General features: G+C 70.6%; 11 protein-coding genes. 6 read left to right on the forward strand and 5 right to left on the reverse strand.

Annotation, left to right across the window (positions count from 1 at the left end):
• Positions 1 to 65 precede the first annotated feature (65 nt).
• Positions 66 to 1,736, forward strand: coding sequence for an AMP-binding protein (locus EJ357_RS37395; protein WP_126396092.1), 1,671 nt, complete (start codon positions 66 to 68; stop codon positions 1,734 to 1,736).
• Positions 1,733 to 3,328, forward strand: a complete 1,596-nt coding sequence (locus EJ357_RS37400; protein ID WP_126396093.1) for an AMP-binding protein — start codon at positions 1,733 to 1,735, stop codon at positions 3,326 to 3,328. The genes EJ357_RS37395 and EJ357_RS37400 overlap by 4 nt, the downstream gene beginning before the upstream one ends.
• Here EJ357_RS37400 and EJ357_RS37405 read toward each other — a convergent pair.
• Positions 3,325 to 3,852 carry a GNAT family N-acetyltransferase gene (locus EJ357_RS37405; protein WP_126396094.1) on the reverse strand — a complete coding sequence of 176 codons (528 nt, stop codon included), beginning with the start codon at positions 3,850 to 3,852 and terminating at the stop codon, positions 3,325 to 3,327. The two genes, EJ357_RS37400 and EJ357_RS37405, sit on opposite strands and share 4 nt — an antisense overlap.
• Positions 3,853 to 3,893: 41 nt before the next feature.
• Positions 3,894 to 4,577 carry a hypothetical protein gene (locus tag EJ357_RS37410; protein WP_175647658.1) on the reverse strand — a complete coding sequence of 228 codons (684 nt, stop codon included), beginning with the start codon at positions 4,575 to 4,577 and terminating at the stop codon, positions 3,894 to 3,896.
• Positions 4,578 to 4,807: 230 nt separating this feature from the next.
• Here EJ357_RS37410 and gcl point away from each other — a divergent pair, with 230 nt between their 5' ends.
• Positions 4,808 to 6,592, forward strand: coding sequence for a glyoxylate carboligase (gene gcl, locus EJ357_RS37415; protein WP_126396096.1), 1,785 nt, complete (start codon positions 4,808 to 4,810; stop codon positions 6,590 to 6,592).
• A gap of 805 nt (positions 6,593 to 7,397) precedes the next feature.
• Here gcl and EJ357_RS37420 read toward each other — a convergent pair.
• The 3 genes from EJ357_RS37420 to EJ357_RS37430 all read right to left on the reverse strand — a co-directional run bounded on the left by EJ357_RS37420 (position 7,398) and on the right by EJ357_RS37430 (position 10,846).
• Positions 7,398 to 8,870, reverse strand: coding sequence for a catalase (locus tag EJ357_RS37420; RefSeq protein WP_126396097.1), 1,473 nt, complete (start codon positions 8,868 to 8,870; stop codon positions 7,398 to 7,400).
• A 196-nt stretch (positions 8,871 to 9,066) separates the two neighbouring features.
• The gene (locus EJ357_RS37425; RefSeq protein WP_126396098.1) at positions 9,067 to 9,957 is read right to left on the reverse strand and encodes a 2-hydroxy-3-oxopropionate reductase; all 891 of its coding nucleotides are present in this window, start codon (positions 9,955 to 9,957) and stop codon (positions 9,067 to 9,069) included.
• A 31-nt stretch (positions 9,958 to 9,988) separates the two neighbouring features.
• Positions 9,989 to 10,846, reverse strand: a complete 858-nt coding sequence (locus EJ357_RS37430) for a TIM barrel protein (protein ID WP_407698438.1) — start codon at positions 10,844 to 10,846, stop codon at positions 9,989 to 9,991.
• Positions 10,847 to 11,036: 190 nt separating this feature from the next.
• On the opposite strand from EJ357_RS37430, the gene EJ357_RS37435 reads away from it, so the two are divergent.
• The 3 genes from EJ357_RS37435 to EJ357_RS37445 all read left to right on the forward strand — a co-directional run bounded on the left by EJ357_RS37435 (position 11,037) and on the right by EJ357_RS37445 (position 13,385).
• Positions 11,037 to 11,282: a DUF6400 family protein gene (locus EJ357_RS37435; RefSeq protein WP_126396099.1), complete on the forward strand. Its 246-nt coding sequence runs from the start codon at positions 11,037 to 11,039 to the stop codon at positions 11,280 to 11,282.
• On the forward strand, positions 11,269 to 11,517 hold the full coding sequence (locus EJ357_RS37440) for a hypothetical protein (protein WP_126396100.1): 249 nt from the start codon (positions 11,269 to 11,271) through the stop codon (positions 11,515 to 11,517). The genes EJ357_RS37435 and EJ357_RS37440 overlap by 14 nt, the downstream gene beginning before the upstream one ends.
• A 131-nt stretch (positions 11,518 to 11,648) precedes the next feature.
• The gene (locus EJ357_RS37445) at positions 11,649 to 13,385 is read left to right on the forward strand and encodes a hydrogenase maturation protein (protein ID WP_126396101.1); all 1,737 of its coding nucleotides are present in this window, start codon (positions 11,649 to 11,651) and stop codon (positions 13,383 to 13,385) included.
• The last annotated feature ends 104 nt before the right edge of the window (positions 13,386 to 13,489 follow it).

Genomic DNA, 13,489 nt, shown 5'->3' on the forward strand with positions numbered 1-13,489 from the left:
ACCCACGTCACGGATTACACGATGGCAGAGAGCCGCCCGGCAAGGTCCGGTATCTAGGAGGACAGATGACCACGGGGACGGAGTCGTTCCGCAGCGCGCGGGACTTCCTGCTTGACCACCGCGAGGACTACGCCACGGCCTACGCGGGCTTCGTCTGGCCCCGGCCGGACCGTTTCAACTGGGCGCTCGACTGGTTCGACGTGATCGCCGCGGGGAACGACCGCCCCGCGCTGCACATCGTCGAGGAGGACGGCAGCGAGGTCCGGCTGTCCTTCGCCGAGATGGCCGAGCGGTCCGACCGCGTCGCCAACTGGCTGCGGGCGCGGGGCGTGCGGGCCGAGGACCGCGTCCTCGTCATGCTCGGCAACCAGGCCGAGCTGTGGGAGACCGCCCTCGCCGCCATGAAGCTGCGCGCCGTCGTCATCCCGGCCACCCCGCTGCTCGGCCCGGCCGACCTGCGCGACCGGGTGGAGCGGGGACGCGTCCGGCATGTGCTCGTGCGGGCCGAGGACACCGGGAAGTTCGACGACGTGCCCGGCCGCTACACGCGCATCGCCGTCGGCGGGGAGCGGGCGGGATGGCAGACGTACGAGGACGCGTACGCGGCGTCCGCCGACTTCACCCCCGACGGGCCGACCGCGTCCGACGACCCGCTGATGCTCTACTTCACCTCCGGCACCACTGCCCGCCCCAAGCTGGTCGAGCACACCCACACCTCGTACCCCATCGGGCACCTGGCCACCATGTACTGGATCGGCCTCAAGCCCGGCGACGTGCACCTGAACATCTCCTCGCCCGGCTGGGCCAAGCACGCCTGGTCCAATCTCTTCGCGCCGTGGAACGCCGAGGCGACCGTCTTCATCCACAACTACACGCGCTTCGACGCGGCCCGGCTGATGGCGGAGATGGACCGCGCGGGCGTCACCACCTTCTGCGCGCCGCCCACCGTCTGGCGCATGCTCATCCAGGCCGACCTCGGCGCGCTGCGCACCCCGCCGCGTGAGGTCGTGGCGGCGGGAGAGCCGCTGAACCCCGAGGTCATCGAGCAGGTCCGGCGCGCCTGGGACGTGACCATCCGGGACGGCTTCGGGCAGACCGAGACCTGCGTCCAGGTCTCCAACAGCCCCGGCCAGCCCCTGAAGACCGGCTCCATGGGCCGCCCCAGCCCCGGCTTCCGCGTCGAACTCCTCGACCCGGTCTCCGGCGCGCCCGGCGCCGCTGAGGGCGAGATCGCGCTGGACCTGGCCGCCCGCCCCGTCGGCGTGATGACCGGCTACCACGGCGACGCCGACCGTACGGCGGAGGCGATGGCCGGCGGCTACTACCGGACGGGGGACATCGGCTCGCGGGACGCCGACGGATACATCACCTACGTGGGGCGCGCCGACGACGTCTTCAAGGCGTCGGACTACAAGATCAGCCCCTTCGAGCTGGAGAGCGCCCTGCTGGAGCACGAGGCGGTGGCCGAGGCGGCCGTCGTGCCCGCGCCGGACGAGCTGCGGCTCGCGGTGCCGAAGGCCTACATCGTCCTCGCGGAGGGCTGGGAGCCGGGTCCCGACACGGCCAAGGTGCTCTTCGAGCACTCGCGGGAGGTCCTCGCGCCGTACAAGCGCGTGCGCCGCCTGGAGTTCGCCCCGCTGCCCAAGACCGTCTCCGGCAAGATCCGCCGCATCGAGCTGCGCGAGGCGACGGCGGCGGGCTCGGACGCCGAGTACCGCGAGGAGGACTTCCGGTGACCGCACAGCTGTCGTACACGCACGGCACGAGCGGGACCGCCCTGCTCGGGGACACGATCGGGGCCAACCTGGACCGGGCCGTGGCCGCGTGGCCGGACCGGGAGGCGCTGGTCGACGTTCCGTCCGGAAGGCGCTGGACCTACGCCCGGTTCGCCGCAGACGTCGACGAGCTGGCGTACGCGCTGCTCGCGAGCGGGGTCGGCAAGGGCGACCGGGTGGGAATCTGGGCGGTGAACTGCCCCGAGTGGGTTCTCGTCCAGTACGCCACCGCCCGCATCGGCGCGATCATGGTGAACATCAACCCGGCCTACCGCACCCATGAGGTCGAGTACGTCCTCAACCAGGCCGGCATCTCCCTGCTCTTCGCCTCCCTCAGCCACAAGACGAGCGACTACCGGGCGATGGTGGAGCAAGTGCGGGGCAGGTGCCCGCGGTTGCGGGAGACCGTGTTCATCGGGGACCCGAGCTGGCAGGCACTGATCGCGCGGGGGACCCCTGTCCCGTACGAGGACCTGTCCTGCGACGACCCGATCAACATCCAGTACACGTCGGGCACGACGGGCTTCCCCAAGGGGGCCACCCTCTCCCACCACAACATCCTCAACAACGGCTACTTCGTGGGCGAGATGATCGCCTACAGCGAGCAGGACCGGGTGTGCATCCCCGTGCCCTTTTATCACTGTTTTGGGATGGTGATGGGTAATTTGGCGGCCACCTCCCACGGCGCCTGCATGGTCATCCCGGCCCCCTCCTTCGACCCGAAGGCCACGCTGGAGGCCGTCCAGCAGGAGCGCTGCACATCGCTCTACGGCGTCCCGACCATGTTCATCGCGGAGCTGAACCACCCCGACTTCGCGACGTACGACCTCTCCTCCCTGCGCACCGGCATCATGGCGGGCTCGCCCTGCCCGGTGGAGGTGATGAAGCGGGTGGTCAGCGAGATGAACATGGCTGAGGTGTCCATCTGCTACGGCATGACGGAGACGTCGCCCGTCTCCACCCAGACCCGGCGCGAGGACGACCTGGAACACCGCACCGGCACGGTCGGCCGAGTGCTGCCGCACGTCGAGGTGAAGATCGTCGACCCGGCGACCGGGGTGACCCTGCCGCGCGGCACGGCGGGCGAGCTGTGCACCCGCGGCTACAGCGTGATGCTGGGCTACTGGAACGAGCCCGAGAAGACCGCCGAGGCCGTCGACGCCGGCCGCTGGATGCACACCGGTGACCTCGCGACGATGCGGGAGGACGGCTACGTCGAGATCGTCGGCCGCATCAAGGACATGATCATCCGGGGCGGCGAGAACATCTACCCGCGCGAGATCGAGGAGTTCCTGTACGCCCACCCGAAGATCGCGGACGTCCAGGTCGTCGGGGTCCCGCACGAGAGGTACGGCGAGGCGGTGCTGGCGTGCGTCATCCCGCGCGATCCGGGTGACCCGCTGACACTGGAGGAGCTGCGGGCCTTCTGCGACGGGCGACTGGCGCACTACAAGGTCCCGAGCGGCCTGCGCATCCTCGACTCGTTCCCGATGACGGTGTCCGGGAAGGTGCGGAAGATCGAGCTGCGGGAGCGGTACGCCACGGACGGCTAGGTCCGTCCGCCGGACCGGCTCCGGTCGCGGCGCATACAGGCCCGGGGCCACTGGTCGAGGCCGAGTTCTGCTTCGTGGGCGCGGATCTTCCGTAGTCCGGGGGTGAGCTCGGTCTCGTCGAGGGGGCGAAAGCCCAGCCGTGCGTAGTACGGGGCGTTCCACGGGACCTCGGTGAAGGTGGTCAGGGTGACACCGGTCAGGCCCTGTTCGGCTGCGCGGTCGGACGCGTGGCCGAGGAGGGCGCGGCCCACGCCGCGGTGTGCGAAGTCCGGGTGTACCGAGACCTGCTCGATGTGGAGCGAACCGTCGACGGGCTCGCAGATCAGGTAGGCCATGGGCCGGTCGCCGTCGGCGCAGGCGACCCAGGCGCGACCCGCCCGGCGGTAGCGGTCCAGGACGCCCAGGGCAGGCGGGTCGTCGTCGGCGATCGCCGACATGCCGAGGTCGCGGAAGGCGGCGCCCGCCGCGCGTTCGATGTCCTGGAGGGCCGGGAGCTCGTCCGGCGCGGCGGGGCGGATGCGCATGTGCCGAGTGTCCGTCGAGGACCGCAGGGGGCGCGAGCGGATTACCGCGCGCCCGTCGCGTCCAGCTCGTCGGCGAGGCTGTTGACCGGCTGCGGGGTGCCGGTGAGGTCCAGGACGAACAGGGGGACGCCCAGGGCGTCGGCGCGGGTGCGGGCGTCGGGGGCGTATCCGGCGAGGGAGAAGTAGACACAGGTCGCGGACTCCGTCATGGCCGTCAGCCACAGACACTCCACGTCCCGCAGCGAGGCCGGGCTCACGGTCGGGTCGACCTGGGCGAGCAGGCCGTGGGCGGCGATGCCGATGCCGGTCGGCGGCCGCTGGTCGGCGCGGCGGATGTCCCGGTAGCCGAGCCAGCGCAGATAGACGGCGGCCGCCGTCACCGCGTCGCGCGCGGTGCGGATCGTGACGGGCTGGAAGGCGCGGCGCGCGGCGGGCTCCTTGCGCCGCGGCGCGTCGTCCGCGGCCGTCCGCGCCACCGGGACGAGCAGTACCGTCCCGCAGGAGCAGCCCAGCTCCGGACGGGGCCACTCGCCGTCCCGGCCGCACGCCGTACAGCGCACGCTGATCCATTCGTCGTCCCAGGCGCGCCGGGTGACCGCCGACGCGATCCCGTCCGGGTCGAGTGGCATCGAGACGGGCGCCCCGCACGCGCAGGGATAGGCGGGCGCCTCGTATACATGCTCGCGCCGGCAGGCCGGGCAGCGCACCGACACGCTCTCGGACATGGCCACTCCAGGACGACCTCGCATCGGGACAGCGGTCCCATCGTCCTCCAGGACCCGCCTGGTTGTCCGCCCCTTGACGGTCTTCACCGGCACACCTACATTGCTTCCAGATAGTAGAAAACAGTTTCCGCGATACGGAATAACGGCTCGCGGGATTGTCATCGTCACGGAATTGCTCACCGCGGGGCGCGACGGGGGTGCGAATCCGACAGCCGAAGCAGGAGTAACCAATGGCTCGTATGACCGCTGCCCGAGCGGCAGTCGAGATCCTCAAGCGCGAGGGCGTCAGCAACGCGTTCGGCGTGCCGGGCGCGGCGATCAACCCGTTCTACGCGGCGCTCAAGGCCTCCGGCGGAATCCAGCACACCCTCGCCCGCCATGTGGAGGGTGCCTCGCACATGGCCGAGGGCTACACCCGTACGCACCCCGGCAACATCGGCGTCTGCATCGGCACGTCCGGCCCCGCCGGCACCGACATGATCACCGGCCTGTACTCCGCGATCGGTGACTCCATCCCGATCCTGTGCATCACCGGCCAGGCGCCGACCGCCGTGATCCACAAAGAGGACTTCCAGGCCGTCGACATCGCCTCGATCGCCAAGCCGGTCACGAAGATGGCGGTGACCGTCCTGGAGGCCGCGCAGGTCCCCGGCGTCTTCCAGCAGGCCTTCCACCTGATGCGCTCCGGCCGTCCCGGCCCGGTCCTCATCGACCTGCCGATCGACGTCCAGCTCACGGAGATCGAGTTCGACCCGGAGACGTACGAGCCCCTCCCGGTCTACAAGCCCGCCGCGAGCCGCGCCCAGATCGAGAAGGCGATCGGGATGCTGAACGCGTCCGAGCGTCCGCTGATCGTGGCCGGCGGCGGTGTCATCAATGCCGACGCCGCCGAACTCCTCGTCGAATTCGCCGAGTTGACCGGCACCCCGGTCGTCCCGACCCTGATGGGCTGGGGCCTGCTGCCCGACGACCACGAGCTGAACGCCGGCATGGTGGGCCTGCAGACCTCGCACCGCTACGGCAACGCGACCTTCCTGGAATCCGACTTCGTCCTCGGCATCGGCAACCGCTGGGCCAACCGCCACACCGGCAAGCTGGACGTCTACACGGCCGGGCGCAAGTTCGTGCACGTCGACGTCGAGCCCACCCAGATCGGCAAGATCTTCGCCCCGGACTACGGCATCGCCTCCGACGCGAAGGCCGCGCTGGAGCTGTTCGTCGAGGTGGCACGGGAGTTGAAGGCGGCCGGCAAGCTGCCCGACCGCTCCGCCTGGGCCGCGTCCGCGCAGGAGAAGAAGGCGACTCTCCAGCGCCGTACGCACTTCGACGACATCCCGATCAAGCCGCAGCGCGTCTACGAGGAGATGAACAAGGCCTTCGGCCCTCAGACCCGGTACGTCTCCACCATCGGCCTCTCGCAGATCGCGGGCGCCCAGATGCTGCACGTCTTCAAGCCGCGGCACTGGATCAACTGCGGCCAGGCGGGCCCGCTGGGCTGGACGATCCCGGCCGCGCTGGGCGTCGCCCAGGCCGACCCGGAGGCGCAGGTCGTCGCCCTGTCCGGCGACTACGACTTCCAGTTCATGATCGAGGAGCTGGCGGTCGGGGCGCAGCACAGGATCCCGTACGTCCATGTCCTGGTGAACAACTCCTACCTGGGCCTGATCCGTCAGGCGCAGCGGGCGTTCGACATCGACTTCCAGGTCAAGCTGGAGTTCGAGAACATCAACTCGCCCGAGCTCGGCGTCTACGGCGTCGACCACGTCAAGGTCGCCGAGGGCCTCGGCTGCAAGGCGATCCGGGTGACCGACCCGGCAGAGCTCGGCGCCGCCTTCGAGCAGGCGAAGAAGCTCGCGCAGGAGTACCGGGTCCCGGTGGTCGTCGAGGCGATCCTGGAGCGCGTCACCAACATCTCCATGTCGACCACGAACGACATCAGCAACGTCGTCGAGTTCGAGGAGATCGCGACGGAGCCGGGCCACGCGCCGACGTCGCTCAAGACGCTGAAGGTCTGACGGGGCAGGGCCTGACGCCTCCCGACAGCGAGGGGCGGTCCAACCGAGAGGTTGGGCCGCCCCTTTGGTGTCCCCCGTTGTGGTGCTCCCCCGTTCACGGAACCCGCCGCCCCCGTGTCGGCGGGTCCCACGTGACGAGAATGTGCCCACCACGAGGGGTGGTTGAAGCCTCCCGGCGTGGGTTCAGAGGTTGATCTGAGGGTTCCGTAGCCGGCCTACGACCGATGGCGTACGCGGCCATGGCGCCGGATCAGGTTCACGGTCAGTCCGAAGAGCGGAGGCAGTTGCTCGGTCCTGCGGATGCCGCCGCCGACGACCACCACGTCTCACGGAAGCTCGGCGAGGGACACGACGGGGTGCACTCGGCCGAGAGGCCGGATATGACCCGCGGGTCGTCAGCGACCACCGGTACGGCAGACACGGCGCCGACCCACGCGGCCCCAGGACGCCGAAGAGCGCCGGGTACGGGACCGTCCGTACCCGGCGCTCTTCAGCCGGTGAGGTATTCGGTTGTGGCCGTCCGACGGCGCGAGGCTGGGCGCGACAGGACATTCGCGCCGCCGGACGGTGCCTTCGGGGGAGGCTTGGGACCGCGGCGGCAGCGATGGAACCGGGGGCTCCTTCCCTCAGGTCGAGAAGGAGGCCGGGACCTTCACCACCGCACTGGCTCGCACGCCGCCGCGGTCCTCACGTTGCCCGCGCCGGTCTCCGAGCGACCACCCCTCATCCGGGTCGATCGGCGTGTGGCACGGGCGATGCGTCCGGCTCCTGACCTCCCGTCAGGAGGCGGACGCAGTCCGGGGGTTCAGTCCTCGCGCAGGGCGCGGACCGCCTCTTCCACGCGCTTGCCGTACTCCGGGTCGGCGGCGTGGAAGTGGGCCAGGTTCTTCTCGATCACGTCGTCGCGGGAGACCTGCGAGAGGCCACCGGCGATGTTGGCGATCAGGCGGGACTTCTCCTCGGCGGACATCAGGCGGTACAGCTCGCCGGCCTGGAAGAAGTCGTCGTCCTTGGTGTGCAGGGGCGCCACGTGGGTGCCCGTGTGGCCGGCCACCGCGAGGGGGGCCGACAGGGGGCGGCCGGTCTCGACCGGGCCGTCGTAGGAGTTGGGCTCGTAGTTCTTCGCCGCGCGGCCCTGGGAGTTGGTGGCCATGAAGCCGTCGCGGCCGTAGTTCTGCGCGGTCGTCGCCTTCGGGGCGTTCACGGCCAGCAGGGTGTGGTTGACGCCCAGGCGGTAGCGGTGCGCGTCCGCGTAGGCGAAAAGGCGGCCCTGCAGCATCTTGTCCGGCGAAGGGCCGATGCCCGGCACGAAGTTGTTCGGGGAGAACGCGGCCTGCTCGACCTCGGCGAAGACGTTGTCCGGGTTGCGGTCCAGGACCAGGCGGCCCACGCGCTGCAGCGGGTAGTCCTTGTGCGGCCAGACCTTGGTCAGGTCGAAGGGGTTGAAGCGGTAGTCGGCCGCCTCGGCCGCCGGCATGAGCTGGACGTACAGCGTCCAGGACGGGTGCACGCCCCGCTCGATGGCCTGGAGCAGGTCCGTCTGGTGGGAGTTGGGGTCCTTGCCCGCGAGCTCGGCGCCCTGCTCGGCGCTCAGGCAGCGCACGCCCTGGTTCGTCTTGAAGTGGTACTTGACGAAGAAGGCCTCGCCCTCGGCGTTCGTCCACTGGTAGGTGTGCGAGCCGTAGCCGTTCATGTGGCGGTACGACGCCGGGATGCCGCGGTCGCCCATCAGCCAGGTCACCTGGTGCGTGGCCTCGGGGGCGTGCGCCCAGAAGTCCCAGACGTTGTCCGGCTCCTGGCGGCCGGTGAACGGGTCGCGCTTCTGCGAGTGGATGAAGTCGGGGAACTTGATCGGGTCCTTGATGAAGAACACCGGGGTGTTGTTGCCGACGAGGTCGTAATTGCCCTCCGCCGTATAGAACTTGACCGCGAAACCGCGCGGGTCACGGACGGCGTCCGCGCCGCCGAGGCTGTCGGCCACGGTCGAGAAGCGCAGGAACACCTCGGTCCGCTTGCCGACCGCGCTGAGGAAGTCGGCGTGGGTGAAGCCGGTGACGTCGTCGGTCACCTCGAAGTGGCCGTACGCCCCGGAGCCCCGGGCGTGCACCACGCGCTCCGGAATGCGCTCACGGTTGAAGCGGGCCAGCTTCTCCAGCAGGTGCTGGTCCTGGAGCAGGAGCGGGCCGCCGACGCCGGCGGAGGCGGAATTCTGGTTGTCTGCGACCGGGGCGCCGGACTCCGTGGTGAGTGTTCGAGCGGTGAGCGCGCGCTTCGACATCGTGGACCTTCCGTGCGGGTTTCAGCGGAAAACTGTTTCCGCTTTGTGGAGCCTAGGAGGGGGCGATCTGGACGTCAACAGTTTGTTGAAGCCAACTCGACGATTTGTTGAAGATGATTCCGGGCCGTGGCGACGCCTGGGCGCGACAGGACAAGTGTCAGCGGCGCCACGGCCCGGAAGTCTGGGGCGGGCTGGCTCAGACCTGGGCGCCGGAGAGGCGCTCCACGGCCCGCAGCAGGGCCGAGTGGTCGAGGCCGCCGTCGCCCTGCGCACGCAGGGACGCGACCAGCTGGGCCACCACGGCGCCGACCGGCAGCGCGGCGCCGACGTTGCGGGCGGCGTCCGTGACGATGCCCATGTCCTTGTGGTGCAGGTCGATGCGGAAGCCGGGCTTGAAGTCACGGTTCAGGAAGTTGTCCTTCTTCCGCGTCAGCACGGTCGAGCCCGCCAGGCCGCCGTTGAGGACGTCCAGCGCCGCCTGGAGGTCCACGCCGGACTTCTCCAGGAAGACCACGGCCTCGGCGCACGCCTGGATGTTCACGGCGACGATCAGCTGGTTGGCCGCCTTCACGGTCTGGCCCGAGCCGTGCGGACCGCACAGCACGATGGTCTTGCCGAGCGCCTCGAGGATCGGCTTCGCGGCGTCGAAGTCGGCCTGCTCGCCACCGACCATGATCGACAGTACGGCCTCGATGGCGCCGGCCTCACCGCCGGACACGGGCGCGTCCAGGACGCGGATGCCCTTGTCCTTCGCCGCCTTGGCCAGGTCGACCGAGGTCTGCGGGGTGATCGAGGACATGTCGATCAGCAGCGCGCCGGACTTCGCGTTCTCCAGGATGCCGTCGGGGCCGTAGGAGATGGCCTCGACCTGCGGGGAGGCCGGCACCATCGTGATGACGACGTCGGCGTCCTTGACGGCCTCGGCGATCGAGCCGGCGACGGTGCCGCCCGCGGCGGCGAGCCGGTCCAGCTTGTCCTGCTCCAGGGTGAAGCCGGTGACCTGGTAACCCGCCTTGATCAGGTTCTCGGACATGGGGGAGCCCATGATGCCGAGGCCTATCCAGGCGATCTTGGGGAGGTTGCTCATGATGGGGTGCCTCTCAAATGCGGGTATGTGTTCAGCGGGCGGCGCGCGCTGCGCGGGGCAGCCACTCGAAGGCCTCGGAGCTCGGCTTGTCGCCCGGCTTGTACTCCAGGCCGACCCAGCCCTCGTAGCCCGCCTTCGTCAGCTGGTCGAGCAGCTCCTTCAGCGGGAGCGAGCCCGTACCCGGGGCGCCGCGGCCCGGGTTGTCGGCGATCTGCACATGGCCGGTCTTCGCGGCGTACCGCTCGATCACCGACGGCAGGTCCTCGCCGTTCATGGACAGGTGGTAGAGGTCCATGAGGAAGCGGGCGTTGTCCAGCCCCGTCGCCTCGTTGACCTTGTCGACGATGCCGACGGCGGCCGGCGCCGAAACCAGCGGGTACAGCGGCGACTCGGGCTTGTTCAGGGCCTCGATCAGCAGGATCGCCCCGATGCGGTCGGCGGCCCGGGCGGCGAGCACCAGGTTCTCCAGTGCCAGCGCGTCCTGCTCGGCCGGGTCCACGCCCTCGACGCGGTTTCCGTACAGGGCGTTGAGCGCCTTGGTGCCCAGCGACTGGGCGAAGTCGGCGGCCACGTCGATGTTGGCGCGGAACCGCTCCGACTCCTCGCCCGGGAGCGACAGGGCGCCCCGGTCGGGTCCGGGCAGCCGGCCGGCGTAGAAGTTCAGCCCGGTGAGCTGGACGCCCGCCTCCTCGATCGCCTTCTTCAGGGCGTCGAGCTCGGACTGCTCGGGGGTGGGGGAGTCGACCCAGGGCCACCACAGCTCGACCGCGGTGAAGCCGGCCGCGGCGGCTGCCGCGGGGCGCTCCAGGAGCGGGAGTTCCGTGAAGAGGATCGACAGGTTGACGTTGAAGCGCTGGTCTGCGGCAGTGCCCAATTCAAAGCCCGGCATCGGGGTCCGCGCTCCTTCCGTGGTTGAAATTCCGTATTACGGAAGTTGTTTTCTGCTTACTGGAAGATTGCCGCCGTGTGTCGCGGCTTGTCAAGAGGGCGCGTGGGCCGTGCGGGGCGATCGCCGACCTGCTGTGACTTCCCCCACCCGCCCTTGCCGCGGCCAGGAAGGCTTACCTACGTTCGATCGCATGTCCTCCCACGGCCCCGCTCCGGTCGAGTTCGCCGTCGACCTGAGCGCACACGAAATGCTCCGGCGGGCTCACGTCCTGGACGCCCTCGGCCCCGACTGGGACCCCGGCGAGGCGCTGCGCGGTGAGGAGGAGGCGTACGCGCTGCTGTACTCCGGCCTCGACGCGGAGCAGCAGCGCGTGTACGACGAACTGGTCTCGGCCGGTGTGCTCCCGCCGCGAGGGGAGGGGCATGCTGCCCCGTGACCCGCAGGCGGACATCGGCCGCCGCGCGTGGGTGGCCTGCCCGAACTGCAGCGACCATCGCGGGTGCGGCGACTGCGAGCAGTCCCGCACCTGCTCCGAGCACTGGCGCTACCTGCTCTCCAACACGGGCAGCCTGCTGCACCTGCAGTGCCGCTCGTGCACCCATGTGTGGACGCACGAGACGGGTTTCGGTGCCACCCGCTCCCTCTGGCAGCGCATGACCGGCACCTGGTGAGGCCGGTCGGCGGATCGCCCCCCGCTTTTCGGATGACCTCACCGTCTGTCACCACCGACCGCAGGCCGACCTGACCGAAGATCGCGGTCGGCGGTCATCCCCGGCCGCCGACCGTCCGCCCGGAGGCAGCCGTGCAGATCCTGCTCGTGGCCAGCGCGTTCAACAGCCTCACCCAGCGTGTCCATGCGGAGCTGCGCGACCGCGGCCACCGGGTGGCGGTGGAACTCGCCCTGCCGGACGGTTCGTTGGCGGACGCCGTACGGCGGCACGCGCCTCAGCTCGTCGTGGCGCCGATGCTGAGGACCGCGATCCCCGAGGAGGTGTGGGCGGCACACACCTGCCTCGTCGTCCATCCGGGGCCGGTGGGCGACCGGGGACCTTCCTCCCTGGACTGGGCGATCCACGAGGGCGCCGACCGGTGGGGCGTCACCGTCCTGCAGGCCGACGCGGAGATGGACGCGGGTGACGTGTGGGCCTCCGTGCTGTGCCGGGTTCCGCCCGGGGCAAAGCGGGACCGGTGCCGGGTTCCGTTGGCCAAGAGCGACCTGTACCGAGGCGAGGTCGCCGACGCCGCGCTCGCGGCCGTCCTGCTCGCCGTGGAGCGCTTCGCGAGCGGATCCCACGTTCCGTGCAAACAGGACGAGGCGGGCCTGGCGGGCACGCCCTTGCGTGTCCGGCCGTACCTCGACCAGGGCGTGCGGCGGATCGACTGGGCCGTGGACTCCATGGAGACGGTCGTCCGCAAGCTGCGGGCGGCGGACTCGCAGCCCGGTGTCCTGGACGTGCTGCTCGGCGGCGAGTGGTACCTGCACGGCGGCCACCCCGAGAGCGCGCTGCGCGGCGCCCCGGGTGAGCTCCTGGCCACCCGGGCCGGGGCGATCTGCCGGGCCACCACGGACGGCGCCGTGTGGATCCCCGAACTGCGGCCCCGACGCCTGCCCGGGCAGCCTCCCACCTTCAAGCTCCCCGCCGTGCGGGCCCTGGGTGACCGGCTGCCGCCCCTGCCCGAGCACGCACCGCCCCCGCTGCCCGATGCGCGGGAGTCCACCTGGACGGACATCCGCTACCGGGAGGACGGCAGCGTCGGCCTCCTCTCGTTCTCCTTCCCGGGCGGAGCCATGAGCACCGAGCAGTGCCGGCGCCTCCTGGACGCCTACCGGGAGGCGTGCGCCCGACCCACCTCCGTGCTGGTGCTGGGCGGTCAGCGGGACTTCTTCTCCAACGGGATCCATCTCGGCGTCATCGAGGCCGCCGCCGACCCCGGCGCCGAGTCCTGGGCGAACATCAACGCCATCGACGACCTCGTCGAGGCGATCCTCACCACCACCGACCGGCTCGTGATCTCGGCCGTCGCGGGCAACGCCGCGGCGGGCGGGGTGATGCTCGCCCTCGCCGCCGACGAGGTGTGGTGCCGCTCCGGGGCCGTACTGAACCCCCACTACCGCCTGATGGGGCTGTACGGCTCGGAGTACTGGACGTACACGCTGCCCCGCAGGGTCGGGCAGGGCGCGGCCGAGCGGCTGATGCGGGAGGCGCTGCCCGTGAGCTCGGCGGGCGCCCTGCGGCTCGGGCTGGCCGACCGGGTGATCGACTGCGGTCCCGGCGAGTTCGCGCACGAGGCCGGCGCCCTGGCCGCGCGGCTCGCGGCACTGCCCGCGACGGCGTCCCGGATCGCCACGAAGAAGGCGGAGCTGGACCGGCGGGAGGCCACGACCCCGCTCGCCGCCTTCCGCGAGCGGGAGCTGGCCCGCATGCGCCGCACCTTCGACGACCCGGACGCCCCGTACCACGCCCTGCGCCGCGCGTTCGTCCACAAGCGGCGGCCCCCGTGCACCCCGCCGCACCTCGCTCCGCCCCCGGTTGCGTAAACCGGCTCTCCCACCACTGCCGCTCCTGTCACCGGAATGGCCCACAGTCGCGTTTCACCCCCACCGGACGGCTGATACGAAGAATCAGAGGGTCCGAAATGCAG

Source organism: Streptomyces cyaneochromogenes (genome assembly GCF_003963535.1).
Lineage (GTDB): Bacteria > Actinomycetota > Actinomycetes > Streptomycetales > Streptomycetaceae > Streptomyces > Streptomyces shaanxiensis.